This window comes from Candidatus Nitrosotenuis aquarius, from assembly GCF_002787055.1.
Taxonomy (GTDB): Archaea; Thermoproteota; Nitrososphaeria; order Nitrososphaerales; family Nitrosopumilaceae; genus Nitrosotenuis; species Nitrosotenuis aquarius.
Genome location: NZ_CP024808.1, coordinates 579715 through 599221, shown reverse-complemented (window position 1 = coordinate 599221; position 19507 = coordinate 579715). Strand labels below are relative to the sequence as shown.

22 protein-coding genes are annotated in these 19507 nt (G+C 43.7%); 14 read left to right on the top strand and 8 right to left on the bottom strand.

Annotation, left to right across the window (positions count from 1 at the left end):
- Position 1 precedes the first annotated feature (1 nt).
- Positions 2–286: a hypothetical protein gene (locus NAQ_RS03605; RefSeq protein ID WP_100182289.1), complete on the top strand. Its 285-nt coding sequence runs from the start codon at positions 2–4 to the stop codon at positions 284–286.
- Between the two features lie 467 nt (positions 287–753).
- On the opposite strand, the gene NAQ_RS03595 is transcribed toward NAQ_RS03605, so the two are convergent.
- A complete protein-coding gene (locus NAQ_RS03595; RefSeq protein WP_100182287.1) occupies positions 754–1857 on the bottom strand; it encodes an OBG GTPase family GTP-binding protein in 1104 nt (367 codons plus the stop codon).
- 80 nt (positions 1858–1937) lie between these two features.
- On the opposite strand from NAQ_RS03595, the gene NAQ_RS03590 reads away from it, so the two are divergent.
- The 9 genes from NAQ_RS03590 (at position 1938) to NAQ_RS03550 (ending at position 9945) form a co-directional block, all read left to right on the top strand.
- The gene (locus NAQ_RS03590) at positions 1938–2633 is read left to right on the top strand and encodes a phosphoglycolate phosphatase (protein WP_100182286.1); all 696 of its coding nucleotides are present in this window, start codon (positions 1938–1940) and stop codon (positions 2631–2633) included.
- Between the two features lie 3 nt (positions 2634–2636).
- Entirely contained in the window at positions 2637–4514 is a 1878-nt protein-coding gene (locus NAQ_RS03585; protein WP_100182285.1) for an arginine--tRNA ligase, read from the top strand.
- 196 nt (positions 4515–4710) lie between these two features.
- On the top strand, positions 4711–5091 hold the full coding sequence (locus NAQ_RS03580) for a response regulator (protein ID WP_100183426.1): 381 nt from the start codon (positions 4711–4713) through the stop codon (positions 5089–5091).
- Between the two features lie 32 nt (positions 5092–5123).
- Complete coding sequence (locus NAQ_RS03575) at positions 5124–5621, top strand: response regulator (protein WP_100182284.1); 498 nt, start codon at positions 5124–5126, stop codon at positions 5619–5621.
- Positions 5622–5652: 31 nt separating this feature from the next.
- A complete protein-coding gene (locus NAQ_RS03570; RefSeq protein WP_100182283.1) occupies positions 5653–6486 on the top strand; it encodes a tRNA (adenine-N1)-methyltransferase in 834 nt (277 codons plus the stop codon).
- A gap of 102 nt (positions 6487–6588) precedes the next feature.
- A complete protein-coding gene (locus NAQ_RS03565) occupies positions 6589–7062 on the top strand; it encodes a hypothetical protein (RefSeq protein ID WP_162858628.1) in 474 nt (157 codons plus the stop codon).
- A 34-nt stretch (positions 7063–7096) separates the two neighbouring features.
- Positions 7097–7960 (top strand): NAD(P)H-hydrate dehydratase, encoded by an 864-nt coding sequence (locus NAQ_RS03560; RefSeq protein WP_100182281.1) that lies wholly within the window; start codon positions 7097–7099, stop codon positions 7958–7960.
- Positions 7957–9300: a M20/M25/M40 family metallo-hydrolase gene (locus tag NAQ_RS03555; RefSeq protein ID WP_100182280.1), complete on the top strand. Its 1344-nt coding sequence runs from the start codon at positions 7957–7959 to the stop codon at positions 9298–9300. The genes NAQ_RS03560 and NAQ_RS03555 overlap by 4 nt, the downstream gene beginning before the upstream one ends.
- Before the next feature lie 51 nt (positions 9301–9351).
- On the top strand, positions 9352–9945 hold the full coding sequence (locus NAQ_RS03550; protein ID WP_245871709.1) for an Ntn hydrolase family protein: 594 nt from the start codon (positions 9352–9354) through the stop codon (positions 9943–9945).
- Positions 9946–10367: 422 nt separating this feature from the next.
- Here the strand turns inward: NAQ_RS03550 and NAQ_RS03545 are convergent, their stop codons facing one another.
- From NAQ_RS03545 to NAQ_RS03525, 5 genes are read right to left on the bottom strand one after another with little or no spacing between them, the layout of a single operon-like run.
- Positions 10368–10841 carry a PUA domain-containing protein gene (locus tag NAQ_RS03545; protein ID WP_100182279.1) on the bottom strand — a complete coding sequence of 158 codons (474 nt, stop codon included), beginning with the start codon at positions 10839–10841 and terminating at the stop codon, positions 10368–10370.
- Complete coding sequence (locus tag NAQ_RS03540; protein ID WP_100182278.1) at positions 10838–11848, bottom strand: homoserine dehydrogenase; 1011 nt, start codon at positions 11846–11848, stop codon at positions 10838–10840. Before NAQ_RS03540 ends, NAQ_RS03545 begins: the two co-directional genes overlap by 4 nt.
- 44 nt (positions 11849–11892) lie before the next feature.
- Positions 11893–12285 (bottom strand): peptide-methionine (R)-S-oxide reductase MsrB, encoded by a 393-nt coding sequence (gene msrB / locus NAQ_RS03535; protein ID WP_100182277.1) that lies wholly within the window; start codon positions 12283–12285, stop codon positions 11893–11895.
- A 38-nt stretch (positions 12286–12323) separates the two neighbouring features.
- Complete coding sequence (locus NAQ_RS03530) at positions 12324–13934, bottom strand: FAD-dependent thymidylate synthase (RefSeq protein ID WP_100182276.1); 1611 nt, start codon at positions 13932–13934, stop codon at positions 12324–12326.
- Positions 13935–13964: 30 nt separating this feature from the next.
- On the bottom strand, positions 13965–14243 hold the full coding sequence (locus NAQ_RS03525; protein ID WP_100183424.1) for a hypothetical protein: 279 nt from the start codon (positions 14241–14243) through the stop codon (positions 13965–13967).
- Between the two features lie 127 nt (positions 14244–14370).
- Between NAQ_RS03525 and NAQ_RS03520 the strand changes: the two genes are divergently transcribed.
- From NAQ_RS03520 to NAQ_RS03510, 3 genes are all read left to right on the top strand, one after another.
- The gene (locus NAQ_RS03520) at positions 14371–15249 is read left to right on the top strand and encodes a CdvA-like protein (RefSeq protein WP_162858627.1); all 879 of its coding nucleotides are present in this window, start codon (positions 14371–14373) and stop codon (positions 15247–15249) included.
- 236 nt (positions 15250–15485) lie between these two features.
- The gene (gene acs, locus NAQ_RS03515; protein WP_420887492.1) at positions 15486–17375 is read left to right on the top strand and encodes an acetate--CoA ligase; all 1890 of its coding nucleotides are present in this window, start codon (positions 15486–15488) and stop codon (positions 17373–17375) included.
- Positions 17376–17437: 62 nt separating this feature from the next.
- Entirely contained in the window at positions 17438–17728 is a 291-nt protein-coding gene (locus tag NAQ_RS03510; RefSeq protein WP_100182274.1) for a hypothetical protein, read from the top strand.
- 4 nt (positions 17729–17732) lie between these two features.
- On the opposite strand, the gene NAQ_RS03505 is transcribed toward NAQ_RS03510, so the two are convergent.
- Positions 17733–18080, bottom strand: coding sequence for a hypothetical protein (locus NAQ_RS03505; RefSeq protein ID WP_100182273.1), 348 nt, complete (start codon positions 18078–18080; stop codon positions 17733–17735).
- Positions 18081–18194: 114 nt separating this feature from the next.
- Between NAQ_RS03505 and NAQ_RS03500 the strand changes: the two genes are divergently transcribed.
- Positions 18195–18410 (top strand): hypothetical protein, encoded by a 216-nt coding sequence (locus tag NAQ_RS03500; RefSeq protein ID WP_100182272.1) that lies wholly within the window; start codon positions 18195–18197, stop codon positions 18408–18410.
- A gap of 41 nt (positions 18411–18451) precedes the next feature.
- On the opposite strand, the gene fen is transcribed toward NAQ_RS03500, so the two are convergent.
- Positions 18452–19477, bottom strand: a complete 1026-nt coding sequence (gene fen / locus NAQ_RS03495; protein WP_100182271.1) for a flap endonuclease-1 — start codon at positions 19475–19477, stop codon at positions 18452–18454.
- Positions 19478–19507: the final 30 nt, after the last annotated feature.

Here is a 19507-nt window from a genome sequence, read left to right as displayed (position 1 = left end):
CATGAGCGAATCAAAAAACAAAATCGATTTTAAAATGCTTGACTATGAGCGAGTCGGCGGGGATTTTGTTGCATTCAAGCTAGAAGACGGTGCCCTAGTCAAGGTCAAAGTCGATCTTGATCGAGTCGGGATTGCACTGAATCACAAAAACCCAGACGGAACTCCTCACTATGCAATCAATACGTCTGTCAAAATTTCAATCATTCCAAATGACAGGAAATTTTCAGTAGAAAAGAATCTCAAAGACAAACAAGCGCCGCCACCACCAAGTCAAATGTTTAGTTGATAGAAAAAGAATATTTTGCGTCAATCTGCTGATTGACGCTTTACGACTTATCGTCGTTTCTTTGCTGCCTTCTTCTTTGGAGCTTTTCGCTTTGCTGCTTTGCGTTTTGGAGCTGCCTTCTTCTTTGGAGCTGCCTTTCGCTTAGCTGCTTTACGTTTAGTAGCCATTACAAAAAGTGATGTTCGCTTGTTTTTCTATAGTAATACTAAACAAAATTACACCAACTGATTACATAATGTACACGATTTTTTTGTTGCAAAAAAATCTCTGATCGCAAAAATCTCAGTAAACACTTTCAGCTGACGGCCTTTTTCCTTGCAACCAATTTGTATGATTGCAAATTGTGCACTTGTATTGTCTTCTACGCTTGTATGTCGCGTTCTTTGCAATGAAAATGATTTGTTGTTTTGTCTTGATCATGCAGTAATTACACCAGCGATTCTCTGTTTCTTGATCCATTTTTGCACTCAACGCGTCTTAATTATTGTCAAAACGTCTTCGTCTTGCAAAACATGTTGCAGGCCGATTCGTTGTCCTCCAAACTTGACGCTTTTGCCCCAAACCAGTCCGTAACGAAATTCTTTTTTCATGCTGCGATGTAATTTATTGCATACATCTTCCACCGTGGAGTTTCTCCTGATGATTAGTGGTTCTTTGAAGTCTGTCTCTCCGCCCTTTGGCCTCATGTATAGCCGGATAAAGTCTAGTTTTTCGTAGATTTTTTCTTTGAGCAATTCAATGTTCAGGCCAGAGTCTGCGGAAATCGGAATTACCTTGGATTTTACCTTGGCAGTTACCTCTTTGACGAATTTGGGGTCCACTAGGTCCACCTTGTTTAGCACTGTGATGGACTCTGCGTAGCTTTTGTCGCCTGTTAAATAGTCGACTAGCTGCTCTGAGGTAATATCTTCGCGTATTACTACTCGAGCGCTGGTATAGCCATACACGTTTAGTATTTCACGCACAAGTTTTTCGGACATGGATGTCAGCTTTACCTGTTGTGCTATTGCCACGCCACCAGTCGACGCCTTTTCTATTACTATGTTCGGCGGCTTTTGATCCAGTCGTATGCCGATGTTGCCAAGCTCGGTTCGCAAAACATCCTCGTGATATGGCTGAAAGACATCTAGTATCAAAATGACCAAATCTGCACTGCGTGCAACCGCAAGAATTCTTTTTCCAAGTCCCTTTCCTCTGGATGCGCCCTCGATGATTCCAGGCAAGTCCAGCACTTGGATCCTAGCTCCTCTGTATTCCATCATGCCGGGCACTACGGTTAGCGTGGTGAATTGGTAAGCGCCGACTGCAGAGCGCGAGCCGGTTAATTTGTTGAGTAATGTGGATTTTCCAACACTTGGCAATCCGATAAACACAACTGTTGCATCGCCTGTGCGCTTTACATCGAATCCATCAGAGCTGATTCCAGTCTTTTTTGTTTGAACTGTTTCTTGCTCTCGTTTCAGCTTGGCAATCTTTGCTTTTAGCAAACCAATATGGTGCTCTGTTGCCTTGTTTAGCTGAGTCTGGTGTATCTGGTCTTGGATTGCCTTTATTTTTTCTGGGATTCCCAATTGATTTCAATTAAGACGTCTTGGTTTGTCAATAAAATCTTTTGATTGATTATTATCTGGGTCGTAGCACAAAATCCCACATGAGGCGCAAGACCTTTGCAGTGGACATTGATGGTACAATAACAGAAAACGGCGGAGGAAGAATTCATTTGGGTGCACTAAACTCTTTGCGCCACATAAAGAAAATGGGGCACAACGTGATTTTGGTTTCTGGCAGATCATCAGTTGAGGCATATTTGCTTGGGGTCTTTGGGGGGCTGGACACAGTAGGTGTTGGGGAAAACGGCGGATGCGTCACATATGGGACAAACCAGCACCATCTGATTGGAAACAAGGAAAAATGTGTTGAGGCACTGTCCTTAATTCGCACAAAAATTGACAACGTGCGAGAAAAACCGGTCTTTCCTAGAATGACCGAAGTCGTACTAGAAAGAACATTTGACATTGCAGACGCGCAAAAAATAACACAAGATGCATACATGGATGTGGTGCTTGCAGACAGCCAATATGCAATCCACATAAACTCGGCAGGTATAGACAAGACTGTGGGATTCAAAGAGGTAATGAAAAAGATGGACATTCGATCAGAGGACGTAATCGCAATTGGCGACAGCGAAACAGACGTTCCATTATTTAGGATGGCGGGATACAGCATTGCAGTGGGTAATGCGTTTGACGATGTGAAATCTTGCGCAAAGATGGTGGTGTCTTCGCATGCCGGAGACGGAGTAATTGAGGCATTAGACAAGCTTGCGCCCAGCCTTTCGGAGTTGTAATTTTTGAGCTTTCGAGTTTTACTAGACGAAATTAGAAAAAACCTACTGATAATACTGGAGCAGCAAAAGATTTCCGATCTTGCGTTTTCACTAGAGCCTGCAAAGGAAGGATTTGGGGATGTAAGCTGCAATGTTGCGTTTTTGGCTGCAAAGGCGCTAAAGAAAAGGCCAAACGAGATAGCGCAGGAAATAGCAGACAAATATCAACAGTTTCTAGGAGGATTGGTCTCAAAAGCAGAGGCGCACCCGTCTGGATATGTGAATTTTTATGCAGACACTGGCAGGCTAGGCAAAATCGTCATTGTACAATCCCAAAAGGATGATTACAGTTCTGTAAATGTTGGGTCTGGCGCAACAATTACCGTAGAGCACACAAGTGTCAACCCAAACAAGGCGCTGCACATTGGTCATGTGAGAAATGTTGTAGTTGGCGATTCGATAATCAGAATATTGCAAAAGGCTGGATACCAAATCAACACGCTAAACTATGTGGATGATTCCGGCCTGCAGGTAGCCGACATTTTGCTTGGCTTTAGGCACCTTGGGTTTTCGCAGGAGCCTCCGGCAGGGCAGAAATTTGATCATTACTGCGGAGACGAAGTCTATGTAAAGACCACAGAAAAATACCAAGCAAACCCGGAATTACAAGAAAAAAGAAACCAAATCCTCAAGGAAATCGAGTACGGCAATTCCGAGACTGCAAATTTTGCATCAAAGATAACCCGCCGAGTTCTCTCTGAGCAGCTAAAGACATGCTGGAGGCTTGGTGTATCCTATGACTGCCTGAACTTCGAGTCTGAAATAGTTCGCTCTCGTCTTTGGCCGCAAATATTTGAAAAACTAAAACAGATGAATCTAGTAAAATTCGAGTCCGAAGGAAAAAACAAGGGATGCTGGGTAATACTTGCTGAAGGCGAAGAGGACAAGGTCTTGGTTAGAAGCAATGGTACTGCCACATACATTGCAAAAGATATTCCATATGCGGCATGGAAGCTAGGTCTAGTCGAAGATCCATTCTATTATGCAACATATTGTGATCAGCCAAACGGAAAAACCCTGTACCAAACCACATTGGTTCCAAATGATCTTCCAAAACACAACTATTCCTCAGACAAAGTCATTACCGTAATTGATTCTAGGCAAGCCAGACTCCAAAACATAATCACTACATTGATGGCAAAGTTTGGCCAAAACAAAAAGGAATACGTGCATTTGTCGTACGAATCGGTAACGTTATCATCAGATACCGCAAATTCACTAGGGCTAGATACTGGGGGAAAAAGTGCACAAATGTCTGGCAGGAAAGGTCTCTATGTCAATGCAGACAAGATTTTAGATATGCTGGAACAAAAAACGCTAGAAGAGACCAAAAAACGCAACCCTGATCTGTCTGATAACACTCTGCATAAAATTGCAAAAAATGTGGCAGTTGCCACCCTACGATACGAGATGATAAAGCAGGATCTAGACAAGATCATAACCTTTGACACTACAAAATCGCTAAGCCTAGAAGGAGATACTGCGCCGTACATCCAGTATGCGTATGCAAGGGCTAGTCGAATCATAGAAAAATCAAACACAAAGCCAAACTTTGACGCAAAATTTGAGCTGCTCCAGGACCAATACGAGTCTGCACTTGTAAAGGCAATTGGCAAGCTGGACTTGGCAGTGCAGGATGCCGCAAATAACCTGTCGCCCAAGGTGATTGCAAAATATTGCTACTCGCTTGCGGTGTCGTTTAATGGATTTTATGAGCATGTGCGGGTATTGGACGCAGAGCCGGACCTGCTTAATGCGAGAGTCTGCCTCGTGTATGCATTTCAGAGATGCCTACAAAGAGCCCTGAATCTAATTGGAATAGACACGCCTGAACGAATGTAATTGTGGTGTTTGTTTTGAACAAACTAGGAAATAATATCATTTTCCAGCAAAACCCGATATAGTATGGCCCAAGCGTATGGTACCAATTTAGAAAGCAGATGTGCCGATTGTGGAAATTTAGTAGAGATAACAGAGGGCGCAGTGCTGTATGATACTAAATGGTACCATCAAAAATGCTGGGACAATGGTGGTAAAAATGGTAAAAGTAATAGTAGTTGATGATGACGTAGACACAGTCGAAGTGTTCTGTGAGTATTTGGAAATCAAGGACATCACTGTGGTCGGGCGTGGCTATAATGGAAAAACCGCGGTGGAATTGTACGAGAGATTCAAGCCGGACATTGCATTGCTTGACGTGATGATGCCTGAATACGACGGATTTTACGGCCTGGCAAACATCAAGCAAATCAATCATGATGCCAAGGTGATCATGGTGACAGCGGACCTGACATCTGACACAGAAAAGAAGCTAAAATCGCTTAACGCCTCTGCCGTAATCTACAAGCCGTATGAAATCGACAGTGTAATTGACACCATAAATAATGTGCACAAGCAGGCAGTAACAGTAACACAATAAATGCTATATTTGTCGGATTTTGATAGTATTTCATGAAAATATTAATTGCAGATGACGAGCCGGACCTACTGTCGCAATACCGCACCATTTTAGAGGACAAGGGCCATCAGGTCACAACAACACTTGATGGTGAATTATGCGTTTTAGAATATTCAAAAAAACTGGCAGAAAATTCTGATAATCCATTTGATGCGGTGGTGCTGGACTATTCCATGCCAAAGCTAAACGGCCTGCAAACAGCAAAAGAAATCCTCGGGCTAAACCCGTCACAGAGAATAATATTTGCGTCTGCATATGTGCAGGAAACACTGGTCGATTCTATCAAAAACCTCAAGCAAATAGTAGAATTATTGCAAAAACCGTTTTCACTGCAAGCGCTGGTAGACACTATAGAGGACAAGAACATCTACGAGGAGCTTGCCAAGCTTAACGTAAATGTGCAGAATTTAATGGATCTGAATCCGACACATGCGCAAATCCGTGACTATTTGGAAGCGTTGCGCAAGATCCAAAAGGCAAAGACCTTCTAGATAGCTTATTATTCGAACCGTCAAGTGCCAAATTATGAAGATAAAAAACAACGCATACGTTTTGTTTTTCTATAATGATTCTAAGAAATGGCTGCAAAAAATAGACAGAAAGCAGTCATTGCATACTCATGTCGGTGTAATAAAACACAAGGATGCAATAGGAAAAGAGTTTGGCAGCAGACTGAGAACAAACAAGGACAAGTACGTGTATCTGATAGAGCCGACGGTTCACGACTTTGTGATGAGGAGTCAACACGGCACGCAAATTGTTTACCCAAAGGACCTGGGCTATATCGCAGCACGCTCTGGTGTGCAATCAGGGCAGAAAATACTGGAGATTGGCACCGGAAGCGGTGCGCTGACTACATTTCTGGCAAGCATCGTCAAGCCAAGGGGGCACGTCTACACATTTGATGTGGCACCTGACTTTATGGAGATTGCAAAAAAGAACATCACTAGAGCAGGCATGATAAAATATGTAACAATGCACGAGCAGGACCTCAAGACTGCCAAGAAAATGCCGTTATCTGATATGGATATGGCGGTGGTGGACTTGGGTGATCCGTGGACCGTAGTGCCACAGGTGCGAAAAATGCTCAAGGGCTCTGGAGCATTTGTTGCAATTTGTCCTACGATGAACCAGCTGGAAAAGCTCACTGCATCCCTAATTGAAAACGAGTTTACCGACATAGAGTGCTCTGAGCATATATTGCGAACAATCGAGGCAAGGGAAGGAAAAACCAGACACTCATTTTATGGCATAGGACACACCACATACATTGCCTTTGCAAGAAAGGCGTTCTACGACAGAAAGGCCAAAAAGGAAGCAAAAGAGCAGGCAGAAGAAGCCCCAGAGTCAGCCTAGTGCGCTGTTCGTTTGTATGAAACAAACACAATCTAATAGTCTTTTTTAGGTTTAGACAAACTGATCCGATTGCTATCTGCGCATAAAAAATCCGAGAAAAAAATGCAACTTGATGAGGCCAAAAAAAGCGTTGAGAATTTTGGTCTGATTCACTCAGAAAACCACATCACAAAGCAAGACATTGCAAAACTTGGCTTTGCAGATGACATGCGCAAGCTAAAGTCAATCCACCGAGAGCGAATGCTAGAAGATCTGTCATGTTTACTCAATGACAAAATCCGGGAATTTGAGAAAATAGAGCAGGAAGACAAGTGGAAGGAATCAGTCTTGCAAAGACTAAACGCGGAGCTTAACACCAAAGTAGTACAACTTGAAAACGCAAACAGAACAATCACAGAAGAAAAGGCAAGATCGGATGAGCTAAACAAAAAACTCCAGGAAACCCTGTTAAAGCTGCAAAGCTCAGAAGAGCAGCTACGACTAGAGCGTGACTGGCTTGCACAACAAGTAGAGCAAAAGTCAAAAGAAGTGCTAGACACCATCCGCGAACTCATAAAAAACGAAAAACCGCAATAATCGAAGAAAATTTATCCAAACCGCCTCTAGAAGATTGGTGGCCCAAAGACTCACACCCATTCTAGTAAAGAAATTCATCCCGGGGCGAAAGGTTGACTCTCGCAAAGGGCAAAACGGCAAGGTCCTAGTGATTGGTGGCAGCTACATGTACCATGGCGCGCCAATTCTGGCATCGCTTGCAGCACTGCGAGCAGGAACAGACCTTGTTTACACTGCAGTTCCAAAGATTAACGCCTCTGCAACTAGGGCAATCTCTCCAAACTTGATAGTAATTCCGATGGTTGACGCCAAGCTTACCCGCGGCTCTGCAAACAAGCTGCTAGGCCAAGCCCAGTCTGGATTGGACTCTGCAACAATAGGTATGGGCCTTGCAGTAGCAGACGAAGAAGGCCTCAAAGCACTGGTCCGGGAATTATCCGCGCAAGATGTTAGATTATCCCTTGATGCAAGTGCACTGATCAGCTCCATTTTGCCTGTTTTGCCGCAAAATATTGTACTGACTCCTCATGCGGGTGAATTCCAAAGGCTCTTTGGGGTTTTGCCTCCAAATAAAATCAAGGAAAGGGTAACACTGGTGGAAAAACACGCCCGCGAACATTCGGTTACAATACTTCTCAAAGGAGCAATTGATGTCATATCAGATGGCAAGCAGACCTATCTTAACCCAAAGAACCTACCGTCAATGACTGTAGGTGGGACGGGAGATGTCCTATCTGGTTTGGTTGCTGCCATATTATCGAAGAATCGAAATTCTCTAGAATCGGCAGCCGCAGCTTCATTTGTCAATGGTACTGCTGGCAAGCTGGCACAGAAAAAGCACGGATTCCACATAGTTGCAACTGATCTGATTGATAACATCTCAAGTGCGATGAAGCCATTTGACAAAGTGATCCGATGAAAAAAGTTCTTGCACATGTGGATAGGAACATGTCAGGTTTGGTATCTGATTTGCAAACCCTGATACGACAGCCAAGCGTTTCTGCAAAAAACGAGGGAATTGAGCAATGTGCAAAACTAGTCGCAAAAATGCTCAAAAAATCCGGAATAAAATCAGAAATTCTGAGGCTAAAGGGTGTGGCACCTCTAGTCTATGGCGAAATAAAATCAAAGAAAAACCCAAACAAGACCATTCTATTTTACAACCATTATGACGTCCAGCCTGCAGAACCGTTTGAGCTGTGGGATGATCCACCGTTTAGCGGTAAGGTAAAGGGAAACAAGATTTTTGGTCGGGGTTCTGCGGATGACAAGGGCGAGCTGATCACCAGAATAAAGGCAGTAGAGGCGTTCTTGCAAGAAACCGGCGATGTGCCGTGTACGGTAAAATTCGTAATCGAGGGAGAAGAAGAAATAGGCAGCGCAAACGTGGAGCAGTATCTCAAAAAATACCGAAAAAAATTTGCATGCGATGGCGTAATCTGGGAGTTTGGCTATGTTGACGCAAAATCCCGACCGATAATCGGCCTTGGCATGAAAGGACTTCTATATGTGGAGCTTACTGCCAAAGAATCCATTCGCGATGCCCATTCCAGTCTTGCGGTAATTATCAAAAATCCAGCGTGGCGACTAATTGATGCGCTAAAAACACTGCGCGATTCCTCTGGAAAAATTCTCATAAAAGACTGGTACCGCGAAGTAACACCGTTTAACAAAGAAGACTTGAAACTGTTATCCGGCGAGCCGTTTGACGAGTCTGGATTCAAGTGGGAATATGGTATATTGCAATTTGTAAATAACATGAAAGGACTTGATGTCAAAAAGGCGCTGGCAGGGGACCCAACGTGTAACATTGCCGGCATGATTTCCGGATATACATTACAAGGAGCAAAGACTGTGTTGCCATCTTCTGCTACTGTGAAAATCGATTTTCGACTGGTACCAAAGATGGATCCCAAAAAACAAATAGCGCGACTAAAGACACATCTCAAAAAACATGGATTCTCTGATATTTCAGTCAAAATATTTCACGGCGAGGCAGCATCAAGGACGGACCCATCCAGCCCGTTTGTTGGCATAGTAAAGCAAGCGGCAAAGGAATCCTTTGGCAGCTATATTGTTAATGTCTCCAATGCGGGAACTGGCCCGATGCACTCCTTTGCCAGTGTTCTCAAAGCCCCGTGCATTTCCATTGGATCGACATACATGTTTGCAAGGATTCATTCGCCAAACGAATTTGCAAGAATCGATCTGCTCAAAAAGACAACAAAATGCATGTGCCATATTCTGGATAGGTTCTGAGCCTGTACCACCCAGAAAAGACTTTAAAGTGCATCAGAATCAAGCTAAAACATGTCAATGTACATGCCAGGTGCGACCGCAGTCGGAATCACTTTTGATGGCGGCGTAGTTTTTGCAAGCGAAAAAAGAATCGCGTATGGCAATTTCTTGGTATCAAAGAACACCAAAAAGACATACACATTGACCGATAAAGTCGGCACAAGCGTTGCAGGCCTAGTTGCAGACATGCAGATTTTGGTCCTGCAGATAAAGGCGCTAGCCAAGATACGCAAAATGGAGCTAAAGCGGGACGTTCCGCAGAATTCCATCGCAAAAATGATGTCTAACATGATGTATGAGAGACGATTCTTCCCATTACTGACCCAGGTTATCGTGGGCGGAGTGGTTGGAAAGCCATCAATATTCACACTGGACCCATTGGGCTCTGTTCTTCCAGATGATTATGCCGCAGTTGGAACAGGTGCAGAAATGGCACTGGGTGTTTTGGATCACCAATTCAAGCCAAACATGTCAGAAAAAGAGGCAACAGAGCTTGCAATTAAGTCAGTAAAAGCAGCAACAATGAGAGATTCGTTTTCTGGCGACGGAATTGATGTCTTGGTATTAACAAAGCAGGGCACAAAAGAGTTTACAGAAAAACTGTAAAAACACAAGGCCCCTCTAGTTCGGGAAAACACATCGCATCAAGTCATTACGTACGTTAGAATTTGTTAGAAAGTGTTTAATAGAAAAATTCAGTCAGCAAAACTATGTCTGATGATCATGATTTTCAAAAAAGATTAGCCAAGTTACAAATTCAAGCATCAGCTGTAATTACTATCGGTGGAATCCTTATCGCATTGGGTATTACCACGATAGTGACACAATTCCTCGTGAACTATATCCGTGGAATGGTTTTGCATTTTTAGGAGTTGGCTTAACACTTATGTTGTATCATTTGTTTGGAATTAGAAAAAATATTGACAATTTGAAATAGATTGACTCTCAAAGATCGCAAAAACCACTACAACGTAAAATTCCTCAAAGGCTACGGTCATTCTATTTCTATCAAAGACAATAAAATGATTCTAGTCTTTAATTGATTTTTTGGCTTCCCAATATTTATCAGAAATATAGTGCAGATTCTCTATGACAATTCCCTTGCTCATCTCTGCCATTTCCTTGCTTGAGACCAACGCACGCCCCACAGCCAGAGATTTTTTCTGCGACTCTTCAATAATGCATACGATCTGGCCCTTCTCAAATTCCCCAAAGCTGCGAATCCCAGGACGCATCACGTTTGCACCATTGCACATGAATTTCACAGCCCCCATGTCCACCATGACGCTTGGAAACTTGGCAAGCGTTCCACTATCAGACAAAAACGGCAGGTAATTATCGCCTATTTTGATTGCAGTCAGGCCTTCGCCCACTATGATTTGTCCTTCCTCAAATTCGTAAATTTTGAGATTTTTTATTTTTGGCAATTCCACTTTCCATTGACTGGATATTTGTGATAGCACTTCGGCAGTCTCTGTCTTTGATATTAGATTTGACTTCAAGCCCGCAAAATTTCCCTTCTAATATCTAACAAGTCACGCAAAATGGCGCTCGCTGTTTCCGTTCCACCCGCACCCTTTCCTATGATGGTCTGGGTGCCGGAATGCTCTGATGTAAATGATATTGCGTTCAGGGTACCATTGACACACAGAGGATCATCGATTGGAATCTCTTTTGGTGACACTTCCAAGTCTTTATTGCAAGATGCAATCAACTTGATTGCCATTTTCTTTTTGGCCGCCTTTTTGACGTCATCTAGTGTTACTTTGCGTATTCCAGTTCGCTTAATGTCTGGCATTGTAACCTTCATTCCCATAATCCAGTTTGCCAAAATGACTAGTTTTGCAGCTGCATCAAATCCATCTAGGTCTAGTGATTCATCTGCTTCTACATATCCGCGAGATTTGGCATCTTTTAGCGCCTGCGCAAAGCTCATCCCGTGAGCCATGTTGGTAAGAATGTAATTTGTAGTGCCGTTTAGTATGCCGGCAAACGATGTAATTTGCTCTCCTTGCAGGCTGTTCTTGGCATAGTTCAAAATTGGCGTTCCACCGCCTACAGTTCCTGAAAACCTAAACTGGACCTGGTTGTACAGGGCAAGCTCCATCAGTGAAGGAAACGCAATCGCAAGAGGTCCCTTGTTTACAGATATGACATGCATTCCAAGCTTCATTGCAGTTGTAATATGCGACATGCCAGGCTCTGCGTCGCGATAATTGCTTGCAGTGGTCTCTATTAGGACATCGGCATCAATGTTTTTTATTATATCTAGGCCGGTCCACTTTTTCTTTGACTTGTCATAGTTTTTGATAGAACCGTATTTCTTTTTGACCTCGACTAGCCTGTTCAAATCCAGGCCGGATTGCTCCACTGCGCCGCCATGAGTGTCAAATGCGCCGACGATTCTTGGCATTATTCCATATTTTGCGTACAGGTCGTCAGAGCGTGAGACCAATAATTTTGCCAGGCTTTGCGCAACCGTTCCAAATCCGCAAACTATGATTCTCATTTTCTACTTCAGACTTGGCCCGGCCCTGATTTATAATGGTTAGACTAGGACTTTTCCAGCTTGAGCGACACAGAATTGATACAAAATCTGTTTCCCGTCGGTTTTGGACCGTCTTCAAAGACGTGGCCCAAGTGCGCATCGCATTTTGCGCACATTACCTCCACTCTAGTCATTCCATAACTGGAATCTCGCTCGTACTTGACACTATTCTCATGTATTGGCTCCCAAAAGCTTGGCCAGCCAGAGCCTGAATCGTATTTTGTCTTTGAGCTGAACAACTCATTTCCACAGCAGGTGCAGCGATAGATTCCATCATCCTTGCAGTATGTGTATTTTCCAGTAAATGGGGGTTCGGTCGCCTTCATTCTGCAGACGTCAAACTCGTCTTTGGATAGCTCGCTTTTCCATTGGGAATCGGATTTTTCTATTTTTTCCATAGGTGAAAATAACTGATTGTAATATTATAGGATTGTTCCTAATTGGATTTTCGCTTTTCCTCTATTCTTTTTTCAGACTCGAATCTCTCAAGCTCGTACGATTTAAGATCTGCAAACTTGATTATCTTGGATAGGTTTGGCTGCTTTTTCTGAATTTCCAAGAACATTTTCTGCGCTACCTGTCGATAGTCAATGTGGCCTTGCGGAATAGTTCTGAGCTCAATTAGGTGTACTGCCTCTCGCAGATTCATGTTCATAAAGAACGGATAGTTGTATGCAAAATTGACTACATACTGGGATTCTTGCGGCATTTTATTTCGTATCGAATCAAACACATTTTTTGTATTCTTCATGCAGGAGTCATATTCTGACTTTATTCCAAGCTCGACTATTTCCTTTGGGGTGCTGTATCCGTGATCTGTTGTTAGTAATTGTCGCTCCAGTGTCAGCACTCGATGTCTGTGCAGATCACGAAACATTCCAAAATTACCAATGACATCAAAGGTATAGTTTGTCATCTCAAATGCACGTGGGGGCCGCTGCCTTCTGTTTGTGCGCATTTTTGCAAAATCAGAAATTATCTTTGCCTTGGAAGGTTTGCTCATTTTTTTGACCATACCTAAAATCTCCCCATATGGTATTGTTTGTGATTCGTAAATAATTGCAGAAATTATCTTGCTCTGTGCTATTTCCTCTGATTCATAATTGACTAGCTTGACTAGAGGCCCTCGGTGCCTTGGCTTTATTTTCTGCCTTTTGGATAGTATTTGGGTGCTTTTTTGCAGCGACTTGAGATATTGCTGCATTGCAATACCGTACTTGTCGGTAGCGCGCCTAACAAAGGACTTGATGGTAGTGTCTAGTTCATGCTTGATTTTATCCGCAACCTCTTGCTCTTCTGCAAGGTCGGAGCTGTACAATATGGTCAGTAGATACTCAAATGCGCGCCCGTTCCCAGAGACGCCCACATTGGTCAGCGTCGAGGCTGGAAGCAAGCCACGCAAAATGTCAAGTGCCTTTGCCTTTGTACTTGCATTATAGATGAATGTGGCAGACTTGATGTCCGACTCTGATTTTAGCTTGGAGAATTCCGTCTCGTTTCCGGATGCAGAATCCTTGAATTTCAGCTTTTCAATTGGCTCTTTTTCTCGCACAAATTTCAGCATTGGATCTATGTTCTTGGAATAAACTTCAAAATCCAGATCACACGCTTGAATGTACGAATCGGCAAATTTTGATTCCATGATTTTTTTTTCCCGCAAAAACTTGAACTGCCCGTTTACTTTTTTGTCCCAAGAAACATAGCGAGACGATTTTTCCAAATACGACAGGCCAATTCTGCGGTCCTCTATTTTTTTGACTGCGATATTTGATATTCCCTCGATTGCAATTTGCGCAATTCCAAGTTCCGCAACGGAATCATCGCCATATTCAATTAGGACTTTATTGTAAAATTCCTCACCGCGATTTTCGTTTGCCAAAAACTCGTCCAAAAAAATTCTCCGCATGCTTTTATCAGTCCTAGAATATCTAGACATCAGAGCACCGCGGTCCACCTGTCGCGGAGTTATTATAGCAAACACAGAATCATCAGCATTTGAGAAATGGCTTTTTAGCTTTTCTTTTTCTTGTTCGGTAAACTCGCTCAACAAACTCCAGACTGGACAAATCTAATTAAACTATTTTCGCTTGATTTGTATGAGATCTACTTTGGGACTCGATCCCTTTGCCTGCCATCGAAGCAGCACTTCCTTTAATGCAGCTGCGTCGGCCTCGTTTTCCGTGTACAAAAGCATCGTCATCCAGTGGCCTTTCTCGCCTGCCTTGCCGCCAACAGAATTCATCCAAAAGTCAGACGGCAGATTCTGCAGAGCCTTGTTGGCAGGATCCCTGGAAAGCTCAATCCAGCGCTTTGCCACAAAGTTCAGTATTTGGTCCAAGCCGTCCTTGTCTATCATGGAGTATACCCAAAAGCGTTCAAATTTTAAAATTGCGACTAGAATTGCCTTGGTTAATTTCTTCTTACCAAAAATAGAACACTTGTTCACATTTTGCCGGTTATACGCAACGCTCAAGTTTTAGCCAATGAACAAGGACGAAGTAGAGATTATCGGCAAGCAAGTCAAAGACATGTATGGCACCCAGATGGGCAAAGTCATCGGTACTATAACCGATATTGATGGCTCCATACAGACTGTGGGAGTTGACTGTGGTCTGCAAGGACTAGTACAGGTCCCATTTGAACAACTAGTAGTTCAGGGCGATGTCGTAATCTACATACCGAAATGGAGACTCGACGCACAACGATTCCTCAGAGAAAAGGGACTGACAATCAGGCGACTAAAGGCGCTAATTGACATTGTCTCTGAAAACGACGAAATGAAGGAAGACGCAGAAATCATACACGAAAAGTACAAGTCCAAACTGATATCGCTGGAAGAAGCTGAAAAGCAGATTTCATCAGCGCTAGGCTCACGTCTCGAAGAGCTAGGTGCACAGCTAAAGACTGTAAAGACATTGTTGTTTGATGCCAAAGTCCAATTCAAGAGCAACGAAATCTCTGAAGCAAAATATGATCTCATCAAGACGCACACAGGCGAAATAATGGAACACATCGACCATGAAAAGGCGGAAATCCTCAACATTCAGCGAAGAATGTCGGATCTATCCTTGGATGGTGTTCGCAGCGACGTGAACCAGCAAGCGCAAATCCAGACATCTGCAGTATCATATCTTGTGACAAACAACGGACAGACAGTCGAGCAAGCTCCAAGTGCACCTTCCTATTCACCTGAAGCAAAACCTTCAGAGCAAACATCGGCTCAGCCAATATTTGCAAACACTGCACCTTCTCCGGCCGAAAATAGAGAAGAGGTAGTCAGCGCAAATCTGCCTCAGCCACCGACGAATACTGTTAAGCAAACTGAGAAATCAGATTGGTTTGCAGGCATGGAAGCACAGTAAGGGGCACTAACATCCCTTTTTTCTACATTTATTCTCGGTTTTCTTTTTGTGCTAATCTTGAATCAGCTTTGCCTGATTTCCTGGATTAAATCCTTGAATTGCATTGCCTGACCAGTCATGGTATGATTTTACGCACCACTCCAAAAAACCGGCCCAGTTCTGATCAGTTGTGGTTTTTGGAGGTTTTTGGCTTTTAAACAATAAAAATTTAGAAATAACTAGGCTCGATTTTATCTGTGGACTATCTTGTTGGTCTAGGGCACAACGACACGCAGACACGCCGGGAAGCATCTGCAGATTTTGTTAAATTCTGGGAGTCTCAGGCAAAAAAACTCCACTGGTTTGAGCCGTGGCATACGGCACTGCAATGGAATCCCCCATTTGCAAAATGGTTTGTCGGCGGAAAAATCAACGCTTCATACAACGCACTAGATGTGCAAAACCAAGAAAAAATAGCAATATTCTGGGAGGGAGAAAACGAGGAACGCAGGTCAGTAACATATGGAGAGTTATCAGATTCCGTTCAAAGACTGGCAAACGGCCTAAAGTCCCTGGGTGTACAAAAAGGAGACCGAATAACAATCTACCTCCCAATGGTGCCGGAGCTAATCGTATCAATATTGGCCTGTGCAAGAATTGGCGCAATACACACTGTGATATTTTCAGGATTTTCAGCCCAATCAATCAAGGACAGGGTGGTTGATTCGCAATCAAAAATAATCATCACCGCAGACGGCGGATACCGAAGGGGAAACGTCGTCAAGCTAAAAGAAGTAATTGATACTGCGATTTCAGATCTGGATTTTGTCCAAAATGTGATTGTATTGACCAGAACCAAAAATCCGATTCCAATGGGAAAAAGGGATTTGGCATGGAATAGTATATTGCAAAAAAGCTCCAATGTCTGCCCTCCAGAAAAACTGGACGGAACACATCCACTTTACATCCTGTATACTTCGGGAACAACCGGAAAACCAAAAGGAGTTCTTCATGACACGGGCGGATATCTGACTCATGTAGCTGCCACGTTTAGGTGGGCATTTGACATCAAAGATTCTGATGTGTATTTTTGCACTGCAGACATTGGCTGGGTCACAGGCCACAGCTATGTTGCATACGGCCCGCTGGTATGTGGTGCAACCCAGGTGATGTACGAGGGTGCACCTGACTATCCAAGTCCTGCAAGAATGTGGGATATAATACAACGATACAAAATCACCATATTCTATACCACGCCGACTGCACTGCGAATGTTCATGAAGTTTGGCGATTCGATTCCAAATTCATATGACTTGTCCAACCTTCGATTACTGGGAACGGTAGGCGAGCCAATCAATCCAGAGGTCTGGAAATGGTACTATAACACAATCGGCAAATCAAGGTGCCCGATTATCGATACCTGGTGGCAGACGGAAACTGGCGCCATGATGATATCGCCATTGCCTGGCCTAGAGACAATTCCGCTCAAGCCGGGCTCGGGCGCATTTGCAATTCCTGGCGTGGAGCTGGCAATACTGGATGAATCAGGAAAACAGCTCCCGCCTGACACCAAGGGATATCTTGTGATTACAAAGCCGTGGCCTGGCATGCTGCCTACTTTGTGGGGCGATGATGAAAAATACAAGACAGTCTATTGGTCAAAATACAAAGACATCTACTATACAGGCGACTATGCCATATGCGACAAGGACGGATATTATTGGCTCTTGGGAAGAGCAGACGATGTCCTAAAGATAGCAGGACACAGAATAGGCACTGCCGAGCTGGAATCAAGCCTGGTGTCGCACAATTCAATATCAGAAGCAGCGGTGTGTGGTATTCCAGATGAGATCAAGGGCGAAGCAATCATTGCTTTCTTGGTCCCAAAGGAAGGCGTAATGGTGTCTGATTCCCTAAAGGCACAGGTAATAGATGTGGTCAGAAAAGACATTGGGGCAATTGCGACTCCCCAGTCGATTTATTTTGTATCCAAATTGCCAAAGACTCGAAGCGGCAAAATAATGCGAAGGCTGCTAAAGGCAATAGCATCAAATGAAAAAATAGGCGATGTCAGCACACTAGAGGACGGAGCAGCTGTATCTGAGATCCATGCAGCATTTGATGAGCTAAAAAAACAGATCCAGTAAAAACCTGTGCGTCCTTTTCAAACAAACAAGTTGTTAAGATTTATGCGTACTACTATCACACCATGAGGCTAGCTCCTGCAAAATCTGCGATCGGTTTTGTACTGGGCTTGGCCTTTTTTGCCCCAATGCAGGCGCTTGCGGCCACAAAATCAATCCATGATATACACTACAAAATAGGCGCGCCGCCGGACTTGGTGCCCTTTTTGGTAATGGGCGGTATTTTTCTGATAGTGCTTTTTGCATACTATAAGTCCAGCAAGGTTGGCAAATACGAAAAGTTCTCCCTGCACTGCACAAGATGCGGCAGATTCACACATGGACTAAAATGCGTAATATGTGAAGCAAGAAAATAATGAACTAAGGCTTGATTGCAGCCTTTAGTTTTGATAGGCTTGCCTTTGTCTCTTTTTGGGCCGTATCCTTTGCTGCCTTGAGGTCTGCTCGCGCCTTGGCTATTGCCGCCTTGGACTCGGCATTGATCTGGTCTGTAGGTATGCCTTTTGCTATTGCCGCCCGCGCATCCTCGTTTGCCTTTTTGATCGCTGCAGTAAAGTCGGCCTGGGCCTTGTGTATTGCCTTTTTGTATGCAGTCATGATGTCCTGGACTTCTTGCTTGCCTGATTTTTGGGCAAACGCGTCGCCTGCCAGCGTAATTGATGCTAGTAATACTGCAACCGCTGCCATTGCAATTAGTACAGTCTTCATGTTTTGGATTTTTTTGATATCATTAAAAAATATTACTTATGAATTGTACCAATACAGAGCTTGTCATTTCTGCACAACTAGTAGATTATCTAACTAAATTTCACACAAATATCAATGTGGGGAAAAGAAGAGGTAATGCTTGAATCAGAGGCAGAACAAATCTGCCGCAAAGTCATCGGTTCTAATTCTGCTATACGTTCTGCGTCAATGTGCTCAGAAAGCGGTGAAATTCTGTGCTCAGAGCACAGAAATGACGAGACAAGCCTTACTACACGCATGGGAGGCCAAGCCTCACTAATTCAGGCAACCAAGCAAATCACTCTGAGATGATAACCAAAGACATTTACAAAATCTTGGGCAAGTTCAAGTGACTAGCCAAACCACTGCTCTAATGTGTGGCTCCGCTTAATCGTGCTTTTCTGCAGTCGGTTCAGCGATGCCTCTACCCTGTCGCGAGAAAAACTCCTCTCGCCTGACAAGTAACTGACAATACCAGAATAGTTTGGCTCGCCAAATTTTATCTCGGATACGTCGGCAACTTTGGGTTCCAAAAAGATCTTGCGTATTTCCTGGTATGGAATTGTTTGGAGCTTGTCTTTCACTTGTTCAATTTCTTCCAGTCTGCCGTTTTCTTTGATCATCTTTAGCGCAGTCTTTGGGCCAATCCTGTCAAATCCGTCAGGGTTAAAGTCCGTGCCAATCAAAATACCAATGTCGACTAGCTGTTCTGCGGTAACGCCAAGATCAGACAAAACCCGGGATGTGTCGATTATCTCCGGCTCTATTTCGATGTAGGTGTTCCTGTTTGGCAGCTTTCTCCTGCCAGAGTTTGTGAAATTACGGACCAGCTTTTTTGCCCCAAACAATATGGAGTCATAGTCCTGGCTTGCAGAGGCATACGCCAAACCCGTTTTGGTCAGATGGGCTGCCGTTGCCTCTCCTTCCGCCGGTGCCTGAATCGAGGGAATTCCAAACAGTTCTAGCAAGTGCTTTGCGTCTTCCACCATGCCGTCCTGCATGGATGTGGTCTGTTGGGCGTATTTTCGAACGTCTTCCATGTTTCCTTCGGCAAGTGCTTTTTCGTATTTTATTGTGGCTTCTTTTTTGATCTGCTTTCTTCGCTCTATTTCGGCTGCCTTTAAGGAAGGAGACTTGCCGTCAAATACAAAAACGGGCTTTATTCCCAATGACAAAAAATTGATGCTTCTATAGAACAATCCGCTTAGGTGGCTTGTTACCCGCCCCTGAGAATCAGAGAGCAACATTCCATCTGGTCCGCGAATTATTGAGAGAAACTGGTAGATGGTATTGTATGCATCAACTGCGATTACCTTGGATGCAAATGACTCTAGTGTTGTTTTTTCTTTGGTGATGAGTCCCTTTAGATCTAAGCCCATTGGTATGGTTTTATTTTTACCTGTTTTTGT

Bases quoted from the DNA above. Each gene is read 5' to 3' on its own strand.
- NAQ_RS03605 (WP_100182289.1), top strand. From the start codon at position 2: ATGAGCGAATCAAAAAACAAAATCGATTTTAAAATGCTTGACTATGAG.
- NAQ_RS03590 (WP_100182286.1), top strand. From the start codon at position 1,938: ATGAGGCGCAAGACCTTTGCAGTGGACATTGATGGTACAATAACAGAA.
- NAQ_RS03580 (WP_100183426.1), top strand. From the start codon at position 4,711: ATGGTAAAAGTAATAGTAGTTGATGATGACGTAGACACAGTCGAAGTG.
- NAQ_RS03575 (WP_100182284.1), top strand. From the start codon at position 5,124: ATGAAAATATTAATTGCAGATGACGAGCCGGACCTACTGTCGCAATAC.
- NAQ_RS03565 (WP_162858628.1), top strand. From the start codon at position 6,589: ATGCAACTTGATGAGGCCAAAAAAAGCGTTGAGAATTTTGGTCTGATT.
- NAQ_RS03555 (WP_100182280.1), top strand. From the start codon at position 7,957: ATGAAAAAAGTTCTTGCACATGTGGATAGGAACATGTCAGGTTTGGTA.
- NAQ_RS03550 (WP_245871709.1), top strand. From the start codon at position 9,352: ATGTCAATGTACATGCCAGGTGCGACCGCAGTCGGAATCACTTTTGAT.
- NAQ_RS03540 (WP_100182278.1), bottom strand. From the start codon at position 11,848: ATGAGAATCATAGTTTGCGGATTTGGAACGGTTGCGCAAAGCCTGGCA.
- msrB (WP_100182277.1), bottom strand. From the start codon at position 12,285: ATGGAAAAAATAGAAAAATCCGATTCCCAATGGAAAAGCGAGCTATCC.
- NAQ_RS03525 (WP_100183424.1), bottom strand. From the start codon at position 14,243: ATGATAGACAAGGACGGCTTGGACCAAATACTGAACTTTGTGGCAAAG.
- NAQ_RS03520 (WP_162858627.1), top strand. From the start codon at position 14,371: ATGAACAAGGACGAAGTAGAGATTATCGGCAAGCAAGTCAAAGACATG.
- NAQ_RS03510 (WP_100182274.1), top strand. From the start codon at position 17,438: ATGAGGCTAGCTCCTGCAAAATCTGCGATCGGTTTTGTACTGGGCTTG.
- NAQ_RS03505 (WP_100182273.1), bottom strand. From the start codon at position 18,080: ATGAAGACTGTACTAATTGCAATGGCAGCGGTTGCAGTATTACTAGCA.
- NAQ_RS03500 (WP_100182272.1), top strand. From the start codon at position 18,195: ATGTGGGGAAAAGAAGAGGTAATGCTTGAATCAGAGGCAGAACAAATC.
- fen (WP_100182271.1), bottom strand. From the start codon at position 19,477: ATGGGCTTAGATCTAAAGGGACTCATCACCAAAGAAAAAACAACACTA.